Source organism: Vibrio sp. S234-5, assembly GCF_000960595.1.
Taxonomy (GTDB): Bacteria; Pseudomonadota; Gammaproteobacteria; order Enterobacterales; family Vibrionaceae; genus Vibrio.
Window position 1 is genome coordinate 24990 of record NZ_JZAM01000195.1, and the last position, 16841, is coordinate 41830.

The 16841-nt window shown below is 50.3% G+C and carries 14 protein-coding genes; 5 read left to right on the forward strand and 9 right to left on the reverse strand.

Annotated elements, in window-relative coordinates:
• The first annotated feature begins 111 nt into the window (after positions 1 to 111).
• Complete coding sequence (fadE, locus tag UF06_RS09345) at positions 112 to 2556, forward strand: acyl-CoA dehydrogenase FadE (RefSeq protein ID WP_045570208.1); 2445 nt, start codon at positions 112 to 114, stop codon at positions 2554 to 2556.
• Positions 2557 to 2697: 141 nt separating this feature from the next.
• On the opposite strand, the gene UF06_RS09350 is transcribed toward fadE, so the two are convergent.
• Together UF06_RS09350 and dnaQ are read right to left on the reverse strand one after the other, a co-directional pair.
• Positions 2698 to 3948 (reverse strand): TIGR03503 family protein, encoded by a 1251-nt coding sequence (locus UF06_RS09350; protein WP_045570209.1) that lies wholly within the window; start codon positions 3946 to 3948, stop codon positions 2698 to 2700.
• Between the two features lie 8 nt (positions 3949 to 3956).
• A complete protein-coding gene (gene dnaQ, locus UF06_RS09355) occupies positions 3957 to 4688 on the reverse strand; it encodes a DNA polymerase III subunit epsilon (protein ID WP_039430256.1) in 732 nt (243 codons plus the stop codon).
• 67 nt (positions 4689 to 4755) lie between these two features.
• On the opposite strand from dnaQ, the gene rnhA reads away from it, so the two are divergent.
• Positions 4756 to 5217, forward strand: coding sequence for a ribonuclease HI (gene rnhA, locus UF06_RS09360; RefSeq protein WP_045570210.1), 462 nt, complete (start codon positions 4756 to 4758; stop codon positions 5215 to 5217).
• Here the strand turns inward: rnhA and UF06_RS09365 are convergent.
• Positions 5214 to 5975, reverse strand: a complete 762-nt coding sequence (locus UF06_RS09365; RefSeq protein WP_045570211.1) for a class I SAM-dependent methyltransferase — start codon at positions 5973 to 5975, stop codon at positions 5214 to 5216. The genes rnhA and UF06_RS09365 overlap by 4 nt on opposite strands.
• A 40-nt stretch (positions 5976 to 6015) precedes the next feature.
• On the opposite strand from UF06_RS09365, the gene gloB reads away from it, so the two are divergent.
• The 3 genes from gloB to UF06_RS09380 all read left to right on the forward strand — a co-directional run bounded on the left by gloB (position 6016) and on the right by UF06_RS09380 (position 9118).
• Complete coding sequence (gloB, locus tag UF06_RS09370) at positions 6016 to 6774, forward strand: hydroxyacylglutathione hydrolase (protein ID WP_045570212.1); 759 nt, start codon at positions 6016 to 6018, stop codon at positions 6772 to 6774.
• A gap of 71 nt (positions 6775 to 6845) precedes the next feature.
• Positions 6846 to 8432, forward strand: coding sequence for a LysM peptidoglycan-binding domain-containing protein (locus UF06_RS09375; protein ID WP_045570213.1), 1587 nt, complete (start codon positions 6846 to 6848; stop codon positions 8430 to 8432).
• Positions 8429 to 9118, forward strand: a complete 690-nt coding sequence (locus UF06_RS09380) for a YIP1 family protein (protein WP_045570214.1) — start codon at positions 8429 to 8431, stop codon at positions 9116 to 9118. Before UF06_RS09375 ends, UF06_RS09380 begins: the two co-directional genes overlap by 4 nt.
• On the opposite strand, the gene UF06_RS09385 is transcribed toward UF06_RS09380, so the two are convergent.
• The 6 genes from UF06_RS09385 to dnaE form a co-directional block, all read right to left on the reverse strand.
• Positions 9087 to 9950 (reverse strand): endonuclease/exonuclease/phosphatase family protein, encoded by an 864-nt coding sequence (locus UF06_RS09385; protein ID WP_045570215.1) that lies wholly within the window; start codon positions 9948 to 9950, stop codon positions 9087 to 9089. The two genes, UF06_RS09380 and UF06_RS09385, sit on opposite strands and share 32 nt — an antisense overlap.
• 67 nt (positions 9951 to 10017) lie before the next feature.
• A complete protein-coding gene (gene glnB / locus UF06_RS09390) occupies positions 10018 to 10356 on the reverse strand; it encodes a nitrogen regulatory protein P-II (protein ID WP_039431618.1) in 339 nt (112 codons plus the stop codon).
• Positions 10357 to 10495: 139 nt separating this feature from the next.
• Entirely contained in the window at positions 10496 to 10807 is a 312-nt protein-coding gene (locus UF06_RS09395) for a cytochrome c (protein WP_045570216.1), read from the reverse strand.
• A 109-nt stretch (positions 10808 to 10916) separates the two neighbouring features.
• The gene (gene tilS / locus UF06_RS09400; RefSeq protein WP_045570217.1) at positions 10917 to 12227 is read right to left on the reverse strand and encodes a tRNA lysidine(34) synthetase TilS; all 1311 of its coding nucleotides are present in this window, start codon (positions 12225 to 12227) and stop codon (positions 10917 to 10919) included.
• Positions 12228 to 12304: 77 nt separating this feature from the next.
• Positions 12305 to 13264 carry an acetyl-CoA carboxylase carboxyl transferase subunit alpha gene (gene accA, locus UF06_RS09405; RefSeq protein ID WP_039430271.1) on the reverse strand — a complete coding sequence of 320 codons (960 nt, stop codon included), beginning with the start codon at positions 13262 to 13264 and terminating at the stop codon, positions 12305 to 12307.
• A gap of 37 nt (positions 13265 to 13301) precedes the next feature.
• Complete coding sequence (gene dnaE, locus UF06_RS09410; RefSeq protein ID WP_045570218.1) at positions 13302 to 16781, reverse strand: DNA polymerase III subunit alpha; 3480 nt, start codon at positions 16779 to 16781, stop codon at positions 13302 to 13304.
• Between the last annotated feature and the right edge of the window lie 60 nt (positions 16782 to 16841).

Sequence of the window (16841 nt, forward strand, 5' to 3'; positions counted from 1 at the left end):
ATTTGGTTTTACATTTCTTTAATAATTTGGTTACACTTGATTCAACTGGTTAGACCTCTTACCAACACCCAGACGTACCATAAATCAAACAGTCTGATAAGGAACACACATATGGACATCTTGCTCTCTATACTGGCGATGACCGCGGTGCTAGGCTTTACACTCTATCACCGTATGTCACTGACCAAATCCGTCACTCTGCTGACCCTCACTATGCTGGCGCTCACCTTTGCTGACTACGCCAGTTCGGTTGGTTGGCTGTGCTATTTTCTGCTTTTGGCTGCACTTGCAGTGCCCTCACTGCGTCAATCGCTCATCAGTGCTAAGGCACTGAAGCTGTTCAAGCAGGTATTGCCTGCTATGTCGCAAACCGAAAAAGAAGCGCTCGATGCCGGTACAGTTTGGTGGGAAGCTGAGCTGTTCAAAGGCAAGCCAGAATGGGAAAAATTACACGCCATTCCTGCGCCGAAGCTGTCGGCTGAAGAACAAGCGTTTCTTGACGGCCCTGTCAACGAAGTATGTGCGATGGTCAGCGATTACCAAGTGACCCACGAGCTGGCAGATTTACCACCGGAAGTATGGCAATACCTGAAAGATCACAAATTCTTCGCCATGATCATCAAGAAGAAATACGGTGGTCTGGAGTTTTCCGCTTATGCGCAGTCATTGGTGTTACAAAAACTGACTGGCGTTTCCGGCGTTCTTTCTTCTACCGTCGGCGTACCAAACTCGCTTGGCCCGGGTGAACTGCTGCAACATTACGGGACAGAAGAGCAGAAAAACTACTACCTGCCGCGCTTGGCGGAAGGTAAAGAGATCCCTTGTTTTGCTCTGACAAGTCCAGAAGCGGGCTCAGACGCGGGCTCAATCCCAGATTATGGCGTGGTTTGCAAAGGCAAATGGGAAGGTAAAGAAGTCCTTGGTATGCGCCTGACTTGGAACAAACGCTACATTACCCTCGCACCAGTGGCGACGGTACTCGGTTTGGCGTTTAAGCTGCGCGACCCAGAGGGCCTGCTAGGCGACAAAGAAGATCTCGGTATTACCTGTGCCTTGATCCCAACACACATCAAAGGCGTGGAGATTGGCAATCGCCACTTCCCACTGAACGTGCCGTTCCAAAATGGCCCTACCCGCGGTAAAGACATTTTTGTGCCAATTGATTTCATCATTGGCGGACAAAAAATGGCTGGCCAAGGCTGGCGTATGCTGGTTGAGTGTCTGTCGGTTGGCCGTGGTATCACCTTGCCATCTAACTCAACGGGCGGTATCAAATCCGCGGCGCTGGCGACGGGGGCCTACTCTCGCATTCGCCGTCAGTTCAAACAGCCGATTGGCCAACTAGAAGGGGTTGAAGAAGCACTGGCACGTCTTGGCGGTAACGCCTACGTGATGGACGCGGCGAGCAACTTAACCGTGGCAGGTATTGATCTGGGTGAGAAACCATCGGTGATCTCGGCCATTGTCAAGTACCACTGTACCCATCGTGGTCAACGCAGCATTATTGATGCGATGGACATCGTCGGCGGTAAAGGCATCTGCTTAGGCCCATCAAACTTTTTGGCTCGTGGCTACCAAGGCGCGCCGATTGCAGTGACCGTGGAAGGGGCGAACATTCTGACTCGTTCGATGATCATTTATGGTCAAGGGGCGATTCGCTGCCATCCTTATGTTCTGCAAGAAATGGAAGCTGCCTATTCGGAGAAATCGGATGCGATTGAGCAGTTTGACGCAGCGCTGGCTGGTCACGTGAGCTTTACCATGAGTAACTTGGTTCGCAGTATTTGGTTTGGTTTAACCGACGGCTACGGCTCTAGCGCGCCAACCAAAGATGTGACCAAGCGTTACTACCAGCAGTTGAACCGTTACAGTGCCAACATGGCACTGCTCTCAGACATCTCGATGGCGGTTCTCGGTGGTTCACTGAAACGTCGTGAGCGCTTGTCTGCGCGTTTGGGCGATATCCTAAGCCAGCTTTACTTAAGCTCAGCAACGCTAAAACGCTTTGAGCAAGATGGTCGCCCAGCCGAAGATCTGGCGCTGGTTCATTGGGGTCTGCAAGACAGCTTAAAACAGGCCGAAGTGGCCATCGATGAGTTCTTGGCGAACTTCCCGAACAAGGTGATTGGCAAAGCATTACGCGTGTTGATCATGCCATTTGGCCGTGTGCGCAAAGCGCCAAGCGACAAAATTGACAGCCAAGTGGCGCGCATTCTGCAAACACCATGCGCAACGCGCAGCCGTATTGGCCGCAACCAGTACCTGCAACCGACTGAGCACAACGCGGCCGGTAAGATTGAGCTGGCACTCTCTGTGATTTTGCAAGCGGAGCCGGTATTTGACAAAGTGTGCAAAGAGATCGGTGAACGTCGTCCGTTCATGCGTTTGGATGAAGTGGCACAAATTGGTCTGGAACGTGAGATAATCAGTGTCGAAGATGCCGAGCTACTCAAAGAAGCCGAGCAACATCGCCTCTACACCATCAACGTGGATGACTTTGCTCCCGAGCATCTTGCCGCGAGCCAAGCGAGTAAAGTGATGGATAACGTCGCTTAATCTTCACTGCATAAAAACCAAGCGGGAGCCGATGGCTCCCGCTTTTTTTGTTAGCTCGTATGCTCAGTCCCTTCTCTGACAAGAGTGCCTTACAGCCCTTGTAGCAAGTTTCCAAACCACTGTTTCTTTGTTTCAAACCCACTATTTCTTCGGTACTTCCAACTGCATTTCCGGAATTGCTTGGCGCTTCGCGCGGATCTTGCTCCACACAAACCAGCCGATCAAACCGAGAATAATCACCACCAAGTTACCCACCGCGATCATAATTAAACCTTGTTTGCGATCTTCTGCGCGTTGCGCCAACAAGCGTTGCTCTTCTTCAATACGGCGCTGCTCGGCAAGTTCCGCCTCTTTGGCTTTACGCGCAGCTTCAATATCGACTTCCTTAACCACGCTGAAGGTTTGCTCTGCAATAGGAAAGACGAGCGGGCGCTGAGTAGCCGCATCGGTGGCGTACACTTCACCTTTCCAAGAGTAAATGCCGATTTGATGGGTGCTGTCTAAGCTCATCTCCGCTTTCAGCGCCTCTTTCTCCGCCTGACCTTGTACATAGTTAACAAAAGAATCCGGCGCAGTTTGCTCAATATGCACAGCAAGAGAGCCCGGCGCGACCATCCCCTGCTCACCCGAGACAACAAAACGGTGCGGCTGCCCTTCACGGCGAGATTGAATAAAGGTCGTCGCCACCGGGCTCGGATAAACCAGCACATTTTGCTCTTTGGCGCGCAAAAACACCCCATTGCCCGAGGTGATTCGCGCGCGGTATTTGCCCGGTTCCACTTCGATCGTCAACCTCACGGTAAAGACACCATCTCCCGGCCTTTCATCCAAACCTTGCCCATCATCGCTAAAATCGCCGAGTACCACTGGCAAAGGGCGCGCTTCTTTCACCAGTTCCTGCTCATTTTCAACGTATTTGGTCAAGGTGACACGCAAGTTCACCCGATCGAGAAAATCACGTAGCACCAGAGGTTGTCCATCCGATGCCAAACGGGCGGTAAATTTAATCACTTCACCACGATAGAGCCGATTGGGGAACGGATCGGTGCTTAAGGTGAGATGGGAAATTAAGCGGATATTGTTCTTCGGCGTTACTTTGCCCACCGCTTGCCACGGCCCGGGCATCGGATTCTCAATCGAAACGATATCCATCGCGGGTTCTTGATACCAACGCACGTTGTCGTAAGTTTTCCATGCGTAATATTTATGTCCGTCCGGGCGAACCAACACCACAGGTTGAGACGGGTTTTCACGATAGATAAGAAAAGTGATCTGGTCGATGGTCGGGTCAACACGAAAACGGTTATCCAATAAGGACATGGTTGATTCTGTCGCCGCTTGACTCACGCAACTGACCAATAACATGACAACGACTGATAATGTCCTCAACATAGATTCTCCTATTGACGCCAGAGGCAAGTTCCGCTTTTTTCTACGATATCTAATCGGCTTTGATGCGCATCTAGTTCATCGGCCGTTGCGCGTAAAACCTTAAGGGATTTTCGCCCTTCAATGCGGCGAATACCTTCAACGCCACCTTCTTGTTTATTGGCGTTAAATTCCAGACTGGTTTGCCCACCCGTCATCAACAGATAGACGTCAGCGAGGATCTCCGCATCGAGCAAAGCGCCGTGCAACGTACGGTGCGAGTTATCGATACCGTAGCGCTCACAAAGCACGTCGAGGTTGTTGCGCTTACCCGGGAAGATCTTCTTCGCCATCGCCAGCGTATCGGTCACTTGGCAGAAATCGGTGGTTTTGCCTATCGCCGCATTCAACAGGCCAAATTCATAATCCATGAAGCCAACGTCGAAGGGCGCGTTGTGGGCAACAAGTTCTGCGCCTTGGATAAACTGCAAAAACTCCTCATGCACCTGACGATATTCCGGTTTGTCGAGCAAAAACTCATCGGTAATACCATGCACTTCAATCGCTTCTGGCTGAATTTCTCGGTCCGGTTTTAGGTAGACATGGAAGTGCTTACCGGTCAGTTTGCGGTTGATGATCTCAACCGCTCCGATCTCGATAATCCGATGCCCGAGATAGTGCGGGCCACCTTCTCGGTTCATACCTGTGGTTTCCGTATCGAGCACAACGATACGATGGTGATCAGAATTGTTACTGGTATTCATAATGATATGTGTGTCAGACTATGCAGAATTCTGCTTTAAAAAATGCTTTCGCTAATAGTATCAAAACATGACTAAACAAGTTGAGATTTTCACAGATGGTTCTTGTCTCGGTAATCCGGGCCCAGGCGGTTATGGTGTGGTTTTACGTTACAAGCAGGTCGAAAAAACCTTAGCAAAGGGTTTTCACCTCACCACCAACAACCGCATGGAGATGATGGCATCGATTGTCGCTCTGCAAGCACTGAAAGAGTCTTGCCATGTGATTCTCACCACAGACAGCCAATATGTTCGCCAAGGCATTACCCAATGGATCCACAACTGGAAAAAACGCGGCTGGAAAACCGCTGACAAAAAGCCGGTCAAAAACGCCGATCTTTGGCAAGCGCTCGACAAAGAAACCCAACGCCATCAGGTTGAATGGCACTGGGTGAAAGGTCACGCTGGCCACCGAGAAAATGAAATGTGTGACGAGCTTGCCCGCAGCGCTGCTGAAAACCCCACCGAAGACGATACTGGCTATCAACCTTAAGACGAACTTGTCGGCGGATGGCGTTCACGTAAGGCGTCCTGTTCACGATTCATTACCCCAAGCGGCGACAGGCGACGTTTCAACTGCCAATGGGGTTTAATTGGCTTGAGTGGATAGGTGCGTTTTCTTGCCACAATAAAGTAGAGGCTGCCTGCGGGGTTGGCCCAATCACCTAAACCGTTTTCCAGCCAGGTCCACATCGTTTGGTATTTTCTCATCGGAAACAGTGCATAGCGATCGCAATGTATCACTTGGTAATTAAGCAACCCAAGCCAGTCTTTAATCCGGTTGGGGGTGAACATGCGTCCGCTCCAGGGCAGACTGCGGCGGCGCCATGGCATTAAACTGGCGATGCCAGTCAAGCTGAGCGGGTTAAAGCCGCTGATAATCAGATAGCCATCATCCATCATCACGCGGTCAACTTCTCGCAACAAACGGTGCGGATCATTGGCGTAATCCAGTTGATGGGCCAGTATCGCCGCATCAAAGCTCTTTTCTAAAAAGGGCAATTCGTAACCATCTGCAATCACATTATGCAATGGGTTCTGGATATCGAGATTAACTTGGTGTTGAATGTTACACACTGCGCTGGTTAATTCGCAGCTCAAGCCTCCCAATTTCAGTAAGTGGTAGCCGAACAGCTTCGGACACCACTCATCAAGCCGGGTCTGAATCGACTCACGGACCCATTGTCCGTTGTTCATTCCGTCCCAAGTGTATGGATGTGGGAGTTTTTTACTGCTTAATGCTGGCTTCATTAACCACCTGACCTATATGAGAGCGAGCGGAGAATCAATCATGTTAGAGATCAAAAGCATACCCGCATTTAACGACAATTACATCTGGCTGATTCACAATAGTGAGCTTGGGTGTGCTGTGGTCGATCCGGGTGACGCCACTCCGGTGCTTCACTACCTCAAGCAACACGGCTTCACGTTAGAGGCCATCCTTATTACCCACCATCACAATGATCACATTGGCGGTGTGCCCGACCTCGTCAGAGCGTATCCCAACGTGAATGTCGTCGGCCCGCAACATGAGCCGATTCCGACCTTGACCCACCCTGTGGATGAGGGAGATCAGATCGAATTGTTTGCTGAACGGTTCCACGTCGTCACTTTACCCGGTCATACTCTCGGTCATATTGGTTATATCGGCGATGGCAAACTGTTTTGCGGTGACGTGCTTTTCTCTGCTGGCTGCGGGCGCATTTTTGAAGGCACACCACAGCAAATGTTTGACTCTCTTAGCAAGCTACAAGCTCTGCCTGATGAGACGAAAATCTATTGCGCGCACGAATACACCGCCAGCAACTTGGCCTTTGCCTTGGCGGTGGAGCCAGATAACCTTGAATTGCAGCAGTATCGTGATGAGGTCAATCGTCTGCGCGCGCAAAATGCGCCGACCCTGCCCACGACGCTAAAACGCGAAAAAATGGTCAATCCATTTTTGCGCTATCAGCAGCCCAGCGTGATCAATTCTGTCGCGAGCCGGGCACAAAATAGCGATCCAGTTTCGATTTTTACTGCTTTGCGTGAGTGGAAGAACGAATTTTAACCTTTTGCTGCTTGTCTCCTGACTAAGGAGGCAAGTATTATCAGCAGCCCAAAAGTTAACAGGCTGGACCCATGCGTTTAAAGTACAGTTGGGTGTTGGCACTCTTATTGGCAGGCTGTCAGATCACGCAGCCAGATAGCAATATCAGTTCAACACCTGAAACCAATAGCCCGGATGCAGAGCAACACACTTCCGTGGCAACGGACAATCTTCCCGGCCAAAGCGGCAAGGTGAAAAATGACACTCAGGTCGAGCAACCGATTGTCACACCGCAAACCCAAGCAGATATCTGGCAGCGCATCGCCATGCAACTGACGCTGGAAGTACCGCAGCATAAAAAAGTCGATTACTATCGAACTTGGTATCTCAATCATCCAAATCACCTGAAAACCGTCTCAGAGCGTGCCAAACCGTTCCTTTATCTCATCACTGAGAAAATTGAGCAGCGTGGACTGCCGCTGGAGCTGGCCCTTCTGCCCGTGGTGGAAAGCTCGTTTGACGCTTTTGCCTATTCGCATGGCAGCGCGGCTGGTTTGTGGCAGTTTGTTCCAGGCACCGCAGAGATGTATGGCCTTGAGCAAAACTTCTGGTATGACGGCCGACGTGATGTCGCGGCGGCGACCGATGCCGCATTGGATTATCTCACCTACCTCAACAATCGTTTTGATGGCAACTGGAATCATGCTATCGCGGCTTACAACAGTGGTGGCGGTCGAGTCTCCAGCGCGATTCGTAAAAATCTTAAACTGGGCAAACCAACCGATTTTTTCTCGCTTGATCTGCCTAAAGAGACCAGTGGCTATGTGCCGAAACTGCTGGCATTAGCAGACATTGTCGCCAATAAAGAGAAATATGGTATAGAAATTCCGCCCATCGCTAATCAGCCAGTGCTGCAATTGGTCGATCCGGGGGAACAGCTCGATCTAGCGATTGCCGCGCAATACGCGGGCATGCCAGTCAAAGAGTTACAGAGTTACAACCCAGCCTACAATCAGTGGTCAACCGCCCCTGATGGTCCGTTTCAACTGCTGATTCCCATCGACAAAAGTGAACAATTTCTCGCCAAGGTGGAAGAAAATCGCGGTAAAGGGTTGAAATTGGTGCGTTATAAAGTGCGCGCAGGCGATACCCTGAGCGTGCTGGCAAGTAAATACAACACCACCAGCGACGTGATTCGTACCGCGAATACGTTAACTGGCAATACCATTCGCGTCGGTCAGTACTTGATGATCCCAACGTCAACCAAAGAAGTCAGCGCTTACACTCTCTCGGCGCAAAATCGCTTGGCAAAAACCCAAGCGACCGAAAGGGGCAAATATAAGCTGACCCATGTGGTACAAAATGGCGATAGTTTGTGGAGCATTGCCAAAGCAAACAAAGTCTCCCATCAAGCCTTGGCGAAATGGAATGGGATGGGGCCAAGAGACACACTACGCGTTGGGCAAGAACTGGTGATCTGGAAAGACAGCAGTGAAGGCGCGGTGATCCGCACGGTCTTTTATCAAGTGCGTGCCGGTGACACCATCAGTACGATCGCCAGCCGATTCAAAGTAAAGAGCACCGATATTGTTAAATGGAATGCTCTGCAAAATCAAAAATACCTGAAACCAGGTCAAAAACTTAAACTTTATGTTGATGTTACTAAGGTAAGTGTATGAATCCATCCAGTAACCCTTTTGTCATGCTCTTTGACATCTTCCGCTCGCCGACAGCGTGCTTTTTAGCACTCTATCAACGAGGCGCTTGGGGATGGCTGCCCTATGTTCTGCTGATTCTTAGCCCTTTTCTATTTTGGGGCGCCTATTTCTCTAACGTGGATTTTCAATGGCTGACTTCGGTACTCTCGCCACAATTTGAGCAGATCAATCCAGAACAATTAAAATTTCTCGACAATCCCAATACGTTGATGGCCAGTGAGATCATCAGTGACATTCTTAGCCGAACGTTGACGATTTTGTTCTTGGCTTTTTGGTTCACTTTAGCCACCAAACCGAGTCAACATCAGCATGGTTTTTGGAAGTGGTTTGCCGCCGCCTCTGTCATTACGTTTCCTGCCTTGATTGGCGATCTCGCCAGTTACGCCAGTTTGCTGCTCAAACATGGCCAAGTAGTCAGCTACGCGGCTGACTTAAACAGCTTAAATGGTTTGATCAAATTGCCACTTACCAACGAGTGGTCATCGTTTGCAGGCGGATTGCCTTTGCTTCTGCCTTGGTACATTGTGCTGGGTTATGCGGCCGTGCTGACCTGGACTGAATTTGAACGCGGGCAAGCTCTGGTGATTTCCGCCCTACCTTGGCTGGGTTATTACCTTATTTGGGCGCTGTCTCTGCTGATATTTTAAAGCTCACCAATAAAGGATTATGATCGGAAGCGTCCGTTGTGGGCGCTTTCGCTTTCTCTAGCGTGAGTCCTCGATAGAAAACATGGTCCAACACTCGGCCAGTGATAAAACGCGTACGTAAATCAGGCTGAAAGACCACTTCTTGCAGCGCTAATTTCTCAACGATATCCTGCAATGTGCTCCAGCGCTCCTCATTCCAGCTATTAAAATCGCCCGCCAGAATCACCGGGCCTTGATGCTTGGTGAGCGCATTAACTAAGGCATCAATTTGCTGCTGGTAGGCTTGCACGCCCAAGGTAAAATTCACTGCGTGTATATTCGCCAAAGCCAGCGTGCTGCCGTCGGAGAGTGGGTACTCGGAATAGAGTGCCGATTTGGGTAGACGTAACCAAGGTTCTAACTGGGTGTATCCGCACACTAAAACCGGTTTGTGCTTGGCTAAAGTCAAAACCCCCGCACTTTTGTTAAACGCCTTAAACGCATTCACTTGCTGTGCATGCCAACCTCCAGAGGCTACCCAACGTTTGAGGGGATCATCTAAACTCGCTTCCTGCAGCAGTACCAGTTGCGCCCCATCAGCGTACTCGCTCAATGCTGTACTCCAATTGCGGCGGTTTTGTTTGTAAATATTCCACACCAACAGTGTCAGTTCCCCCTGCTGGTCAATACTCTGCCTGCTGTGGCTATGCAGACAATCTAGTTGCAAATTAATTGCCCCATCAGCGATGGTGACCATCTCTGGCTGTTCGGGAATATTAAAGATAGTGTGAAAGGCAAAATAGCCCGCAACAACAAAAAAAGTAGGATACAGGAGTAGGGAACGTTTTTTCATTGCACTCACGCGGCTTAGTATTGGGCAAAAAGAAAAGGAGCCAGACGGCTCCTTATGTTGCTTTGAATCAGATTGCGTCTTCGTCTTCTTCGCCAGTACGGATACGCACTACCCGCTCGACGTTAGTGACGAAAATCTTACCATCACCGATCTTGCCCGTTTGCGCGGTTTCAATAATGGTCTCGACGCATTTATCCGCGACGTCTTCATTCACCACGATTTCCAGCTTCACCTTCGGCAAAAAGTCCACCATGTACTCAGCGCCGCGATAAAGCTCAGTGTGGCCTTTCTGACGACCAAAGCCTTTCACTTCAGACACCGTCATACCAGTAATGCCGACTTCCGCCAACGCTTCACGGACATCATCGAGCTTAAATGGCTTGATAATCGCTTCAATCTTTTTCATGTTCATCCCTTAAACTTTCATTGATTTGCTTATTATTCATGAGCAATCAGCAACATTCAATCAGAAAACCACGTTTCCTTTGGCTTAATAACAAAGCCAGAGCATAAGCTCTGGCGATGGGTATTGGTTTGTGCGATCACTACTTCAAGCTGGCGTAGTAAGCGGCAACGTTAGCAATATCGGCATCACTGAGCATCGCAGCCTGCGCCTGCATCACCACAGCCAAACCACCTGTACGCTCTTTGTTCTTGTACGCCTTAATCGATGACACTATGTATTGCTCATTCTGACCTTTCAGGTGCGGGTAACCTGGAATGACCGCCATACCATCCGCGCCGTGACACGCCGCGCAAATGGCCGATTTAGCTTGCCCTGCTGCGATATCACCTGCCATCACACTTCCACTGATTAGGCCCAATCCAAGAGCCAGACCGATTGCGACTTTCTTCATTGCTTTTCCTTTTTATCTGTATTGGTCAAGGTTTATGGGCAATACCACTGACGATCCAACGAGACGGCGCCCAAAACTTATATCCTTACGATTTTTACATGAATTTGGATTACTTGCGCCAAAAGAGCTCACAATCCTGACCAATAAATTCACGGTCAACAAACAATCCGGCAACCGAAACCACCCTATCTGCACACATAAGTATCGGGGTGCGGCGTCGTAGCCAACTCGGTACTTGGTATTCTTGAAACAGTTTCTTCATTTTGCGCCGATGTCCACGTTCTGCTGGATGGGCGCTTAATCCCTCAGGGTCAAAAGTCACATAGAGCTTTTCGCCAGCAGGAGGAAGAGCCAAGTGCCCTCTGCCTGGAGTATGTTCTAACGCTAAAACGCCAAGATGATCTGGCAAGGTCAAGGATTGGCTCAGTTTAATCTCAGCTCGCCACTGGCTGATATCGCCACTCTGCGCCACAAAATAAAGACGCTGATTGAATCGGCGCACCTGTCCTTGCCCGAGCTGTAAGATCGGATTGGCATCGGCCTTGGCAATGGCGACTTGTTGCCACAGTATCTGCAAGTTCTGACGGCTTGGCATCGGCTGGCCGAGCGATGCCAACCACATACGCAGCAGGCGAAGTCGCGCTTGCTCGCTTTGTTGACCAAGCACCGCTAACGCTAGGCTGTGATCCGCTTGTAAAGCGCGAGCCAAAACGGGCGATAAAAGCTCGTCTAACAAACTTTCTTGCTCAGCACACAGCTGCGCGCTGCGCTGAACTGCGCTAGCGAAACCGGACCAACGCTGCGTGATTTTCGGCAGCACCTCTTGGCGCAGAAAATTGCGATCGTAGCGCGTATCTAGGTTACTTTCGTCTTCAACCCATTCCAACCTGAGTTGTTGAACAGCCAATTCAATTTCCGAGCGTGCGACCGACAGCAAGGGGCGGAGCAAAAAACCGTGCGCAAACGGCGTGCATTGGGCCATCGCTGAAAGCCCTTTCGGACCGCTGCCGCGCTTGAGGGCAAGGAGAAAGGTTTCGACTTGATCATCTGCATGCTGACCCGTGAGAAGCAGGTCGCCCGGCTCAAGGTGCTTAGCGAGCGCCTGATAACGCGCCTGTCTGGCCCGCTCTTCTACGCTGTCGCCAGCCATCAGCTCAAGTTGCACTTTCTCCACCACACACGAGAGCTGTTTCTCCTGACACCATTCGACACAGCGCTGGCTCCACAGATCGGCATTGTCGCTTAAACCGTGGTGGACATGCACCACAACACATTGCCTTTGCTGCTCGAAAGCGAAACGTGCAGCGCACTCAAGCAAGATCCTTGAGTCGACACCGCCACTAAAAGCGACAACTAGGCGCGAGGCTGGCAGCAAATGCTCTTCAATGACTTTTGTGAAACGGTGATAGATAGACTCCATGCATTCTTCTCGTGGACAAAAATAAAAAGGGCTGAACGAGAATGTTCAGCCCTTGATTGTATAAGATAGCGGTTAAATTAGCAGTAACCGTAGTTCATCAGACGCGCGTAACGACGCTCTAGCAACACGTCTTTATCAAACTGCTCAAGTTCAGCCAACTGGCGAAGCAAAGTGGCCTTCATATTGGCGGCCATCTGCACGTGATCGCGATGCGCACCACCGAGTGGTTCCTCGATGATCTCATCAATCAGCTCAAGTTCTTTCAAACGTGGCGCCGTTAGCCCCATCGCTTCAGCGGCTTGTGGCGCTTTATCGGAATCGCGCCACAAAATCGACGCACAGCCTTCTGGTGAAATAACCGAATAAGTTGAGTATTGCAGCATGTTAACGTAATCACCGACACCAATCGCCAGCGCGCCGCCAGAGCCACCTTCACCCACCACGTTACAAATAACCGGAACCGTTAGGCCTGCCATCTCTTTGAGGTTGGTGGCAATCGCTTCCGATTGACCGCGCTCTTCGGCGCCAACACCAGGATAAGCCCCAGCGGTATCGATAAAGGTGATGATCGGCATATTGAAGCGTTCTGCCATTTTCATTAAACGCAGCGCTTTACGATAGCCTTCTGGTTTTGGCATACCAAAGTTACGTTTCACTTTCTCTTTGGTTTCACGACCCTTTTGATGGCCGATGATCATCACCGGGCGACCTTCTAGGCGTGCCATACCCGCCACGATCGCTTTGTCGTCAGCGTAAGCACGATCGCCAGCCAACTCGTCAAACTCTTCAAAAACGTGCTTAACGTAATCCAGCGTATAGGGACGCAGTGGATGACGTGCCAATTGTGCTGTTTCCCAAGCCCCTAAATCAGCAAAGGTTTTCTTTTTCAGCTCTAAGCTTTTCTTCTCAAGCTGCTCAATCTCTTTACCAAGGTCAATGGCTGAGTCGCCTCCGTGACGCGAGACATCACGCAGGGCTTGGATTTTTGCTTCTAGTTCAGCAATCGGCTTTTCAAATTCTAGAAAGTTGAGGCTCATCTATGAATCCTTGTTGATTCGGCATATTACGCCAAATTTAGTTAAATTCGAGTTCTACCTGGTCTTTACCAAGTAACATCTTTAAGTCATCAAGTAATGTATCACTAGGCGTTACTCGCCATTCCGTGCCCAATGTTAACCGCGCTCTGGCGTCGGCACGCTGGTAGTATACATTGACAGGAACCGTTCCGGCTTTATGTGGCTCTAAGATCCGACTAAAGCGCGCAAAAAACTGGTCATCAATCTGTGATGCAGTGACAGAAACGGACACGCCTCGGGCGTATTTTTCCCGCGCCGAACCGAGGTCCATGACTTCGCGAGCCGTCATTTTAAGGCCACCATTGAAGTCATCAAAGCTGACCTGTCCGGAAACCACCAGAATTCTATCTTTTTCCAGCAGTTCTGCATACCGTTCAAGTGCATCTGAGAACAACATCACTTCCATGCGGCCACTGCGATCATCTAAGGTCATTATGCCGATGCGCGTACCGCGCTTAGTGGTCATCACTCGCGCGGCGATCACCAGCCCGGCTAAAGTCAACGATTGATCGCGCCGAGTCGGCGTTGCATCTTTTAATCGACAACTGGTGTACTTATTAAGTTCCGACAGATAAGCATTCACCGGATGCCCAGTCAGATAAAGGCCTAACGTTTCACGTTCCCCCTCCAGCCACACTTTTTCCGGCCAAGGTTCAACCTGAATGTACTTGTGCTCTACCTCTTCCGGCGCATCGGTCAAGACACCAAACATATCCGCCTGACCAAACGCCTCCGCTTGGTGATACTGGCTCGCCGCTTTAACCGCGTCATCCAGCGAGGCCATCATCGCCGCGCGATGCGGGCCTAACCTGTCTAGCGCGCCGGCGTAAATCAGCTTTTCAATCACCCGCTTGTTAACTTTTTTAAGGTCAATGCGCGCGCAGAAATCAAATAGATCTTTAAAGTGACCACCTTTATTGCGCGCGGCTAAAATAGCGTCGATCGGTCCTTCACCCACCCCTTTGATGGCCCCGATGCCGTAAACAATCGCACCGTTTTCATCCACGTTGAAACGGTATAAACCAGAGTTGATGTCTGGCGGCAACACGGTGAGTTTCATGCGAAAACATTCGTCTACCAGACCTACTACTTTTTCGGTGTTATCCATATCGGCCGTCATTACCGCTGCCATGAATTCAGCTGGATAATGGGTTTTAAGCCACAAGGTTTGGTAAGAAACCAGTGCATACGCCGCGGAGTGCGATTTGTTAAAGCCGTAACCGGCGAACTTTTCTACCAAGTCGAAGATTTTCATCGCCAACTCGCCATCAACTCCGTTCTTCACCGCGCCTTCTTCGAAAGTTGCACGCTGCTTGGCCATCTCTTCCGGCTTTTTCTTACCCATCGCCCGGCGTAGCATGTCCGCTCCGCCTAGGGTATAACCCGATAAGACCTGAGCGATTTGCATGACCTGCTCTTGGTAGAGGATGATGCCGTAAGTTGGATCGAGTATTTCTTTTAGTGACTCGTGTTGCCACTTTTCATCTGGGTAAGAGATCGCTTCTCGGCCATGTTTACGGTCGATAAAATTATCCACCATGCCCGATTGCAGCGGCCCCGGACGGAACAAGGCCACCAGTGCGATGATGTCTTCAAAACAGTCCGGTTGAAGACGTTTGATAAGCTCTTTCATCCCGCGCGATTCGAGCTGAAATACCGCCGTGGTCTCTGAGTTTTGTAATAGGCGAAACGACGCCGGATCTTCTAGAGGGATGGATTCAATACGGACTGGCGGTTTGCCTTCTTTCTCCAAGCGCGGGTTAATCAACCCTAACGCCCAGTCAATAATGGTCAGAGTTCGCAGCCCCAAGAAGTCAAACTTAACCAGCCCCGCTGTTTCAACGTCGTTCTTATCAAACTGCGTGACGGGGAAATGCCCTTCCGCATCTGCATAAATTGGCGCAAAGTCGGTAATTGTGGTCGGTGAAATAACCACACCACCGGCGTGTTTACCGGCGTTACGCGTACAACCTTCCAAAATGCGACACATGTCGATGAGTTCTTTCACTTCCTCATCGGCTTCATACAGTTCAGGCAGCGCAGGTTCGGCTTTAAACGCTTTTTCTAGCGTCATGCCCGGATCGGGCGGCACCAGTTTTGAAATACGGTCAACGAAACCAAATGGATGACCAAGAACACGACCAACGTCACGGATAACCGCTTTTGCCGCCATAGTACCGAAGGTGATGATTTGTGACACCGCATCACGGCCATACATTTCAGCAACATGATCAATGACTTGGTCCCGCTTATCCATACAAAAGTCGACGTCGAAATCGGGCATGGATACGCGCTCTGGGTTGAGGAAACGTTCAAACAGCAGATCGTATTCAAGCGGGTCCAGATCGGTGATTTTCAGCGCATACGCGACCAGCGAACCGGCACCCGAGCCTCGTCCTGGCCCTACGGGAATCGCATTGTCTTTTGACCATTGGATGAACTCCATTACGATCAAGAAGTAGCCGGGAAAGCCCATTTGGTTGATCACGTCTAGCTCGATTTGCAGACGTTCGTCGTACTCAGGTCGGCGCTGGGCACGCACTTCGGGATCGGGGAAAAGGAACGCTAAACGCTCTTCTAATCCTTCGCGGGATTTCATCACTAAGTAGTCGGTTTCCGCCATGCCATCGGTTGGGAAAGCCGGGAGAAAATATTCACCGAGGCGAACGGTCACGTTGCAGCGTTTCGCGATTTCGACGCTGTTCTCCAACGCTTCTGGAATATCAGCAAACAGCTCGCACATCTCTTGTTCGCTGCGCAAGTATTGCTGCGGACTATAATTTTTCGGACGACGCGGATCCTCTAACGTGTAGCCGTCGTGAATGGCCACACGAATTTCGTGCGCATCAAACAGATCTTCGCTGATAAACACCACTTCGTTGGTCGCTACCACGGGCAGATCGGTTTGCTCTGCCAATTCAACCGCAAAATGCAGATACGTTTCTTCGTCGCTACGCCCAGTACGAACAAGTTCTAGATAAAAGCGATCTGGAAAATGCTGCTGATAAAACGCCACGCAACTATCAACTAAGGCACTGTTGCCTTTCAGCAGCGCTTTACCAATTTCGCCATTACGCGCACCAGAGAGCACAATCAATCCAGTTGAGAGCTCCGCTAGCCAAGCTTTGTCAATCACGGGTTGGTGCTGCACATGACCGCGCAAATAGGCCTTTGAGATCAATAAGGTAAGATTGTTGTAGCCTATGTTATCGGCGGCTAACACGGTGAGACTGGTCAACTCTTCGCCAAATTCTTCGGACTGCATTTTGAAATCTGCGCCGACGATCGGTTTGACGCCATTACCATGTGCGGATCCATAGAATTTCACCAAACCGCAGAGGTTGGTAAAGTCGGTGAGCGCCATGGCTGGCATGCCAAATTCCGCAACTTTCTTTACCAAAGGCGAGACTTTGTTAATACCGTCCACCATCGAAAAATCACTGTGAATGCGAAGATGGATAAATTTGGGATCTGACATCAATCGATACCGTTTGTGCTAATTTTCGGGTTAATTCTACTATCGGAGCGCGAGTTTACC

Excerpts from the sequence above, each read along its gene's own strand:
- tilS (WP_045570217.1), bottom strand. The coding sequence starts at position 12,227 with ATGGAGTCTATCTATCACCGTTTCACAAAAGTCATTGAAGAGCATTTG.
- gloB (WP_045570212.1), top strand. The coding sequence starts at position 6,016 with ATGTTAGAGATCAAAAGCATACCCGCATTTAACGACAATTACATCTGG.
- dnaQ (WP_039430256.1), bottom strand. The coding sequence starts at position 4,688 with ATGAATACCAGTAACAATTCTGATCACCATCGTATCGTTGTGCTCGAT.
- UF06_RS09380 (WP_045570214.1), top strand. The coding sequence starts at position 8,429 with ATGAATCCATCCAGTAACCCTTTTGTCATGCTCTTTGACATCTTCCGC.
- fadE (WP_045570208.1), top strand. The coding sequence starts at position 112 with ATGGACATCTTGCTCTCTATACTGGCGATGACCGCGGTGCTAGGCTTT.
- UF06_RS09395 (WP_045570216.1), bottom strand. The coding sequence starts at position 10,807 with ATGAAGAAAGTCGCAATCGGTCTGGCTCTTGGATTGGGCCTAATCAGT.
- dnaE (WP_045570218.1), bottom strand. The coding sequence starts at position 16,781 with ATGTCAGATCCCAAATTTATCCATCTTCGCATTCACAGTGATTTTTCG.
- rnhA (WP_045570210.1), top strand. The coding sequence starts at position 4,756 with ATGACTAAACAAGTTGAGATTTTCACAGATGGTTCTTGTCTCGGTAAT.
- glnB (WP_039431618.1), bottom strand. The coding sequence starts at position 10,356 with ATGAAAAAGATTGAAGCGATTATCAAGCCATTTAAGCTCGATGATGTC.
- UF06_RS09385 (WP_045570215.1), bottom strand. The coding sequence starts at position 9,950 with ATGAAAAAACGTTCCCTACTCCTGTATCCTACTTTTTTTGTTGTTGCG.
- accA (WP_039430271.1), bottom strand. The coding sequence starts at position 13,264 with ATGAGCCTCAACTTTCTAGAATTTGAAAAGCCGATTGCTGAACTAGAA.
- UF06_RS09350 (WP_045570209.1), bottom strand. The coding sequence starts at position 3,948 with ATGTTGAGGACATTATCAGTCGTTGTCATGTTATTGGTCAGTTGCGTG.
- UF06_RS09375 (WP_045570213.1), top strand. The coding sequence starts at position 6,846 with ATGCGTTTAAAGTACAGTTGGGTGTTGGCACTCTTATTGGCAGGCTGT.
- UF06_RS09365 (WP_045570211.1), bottom strand. The coding sequence starts at position 5,975 with ATGAAGCCAGCATTAAGCAGTAAAAAACTCCCACATCCATACACTTGG.